1 protein-coding gene is annotated in these 625 nt (G+C 60.3%); it reads right to left on the bottom strand.

All coding sequences use genetic code 11. The features are described from left to right. Positions 1-535 (bottom strand): purine-cytosine permease family protein (locus tag GYA94_RS18795; RefSeq protein WP_174824191.1); only part of this gene is annotated, 535 nt, incomplete at its 3' end. Positions 536-625 lie beyond the last annotated feature (90 nt).

Here is a 625-nt window from a genome sequence, read left to right as displayed (position 1 = left end):
CGGCCAGCAGTGCCGAGCCCATCACCCAGGTGCCGATACGGTTGAGGATGTGGATGAAACGGTAGCCGACCACGCCGATGGCGGTGGCGCTCAAGGCGCCGATCACGATCGCCCCTGGCATCGGCACGCTCGGGCTGATGCCGTGGATGGTCTTGCCGGCCAACACGATGTTGGAAATGAAGAAGCCAACATAGATCAACGCCGTGAAGAACACGATCAGCAAGGCGCCATAGCGGCCGAACTGGCCACGGCTCTGCACCATCTGCGGAATGCCCAGCTGCGGTCCCTGCGCAGAGGCCAGGGCGATGACCACGCCCCCGACAAGATGGCCCAGCACGATGGCCACCAGCCCCCACAACAGGTTCAGGTGGAACACCTGTACCACCATGGCACCGGTGACGATCGGCAGTGGCGCAATGTTGGTGCTGAACCAGAGGGTGAACAGGTCGCGCGCCTTCCCATGGCGCTCGGCAGGTGGCACATAATCGACCGTGTGATTCTCGACAAACTGGTGTTGCGACGACGGTTGGGACATGGTTTTCAGCTCGAAAGGTCGTTTTTATCGTTGTAAGGAAACCGCATCTAGGCGGCCTCTCAGCTGCGGACCATATTATGGTATTCCAAA

Origin of the sequence: Pseudomonas juntendi (genome assembly GCF_009932375.1) — a bacterium.
In the GTDB taxonomy this organism is placed as follows: Bacteria; Pseudomonadota; Gammaproteobacteria; order Pseudomonadales; family Pseudomonadaceae; genus Aquipseudomonas; species Aquipseudomonas juntendi.
The sequence above is the reverse complement of the archived record's forward strand: the minus strand, read 5'-3'. Positions and strand labels throughout refer to the sequence as shown.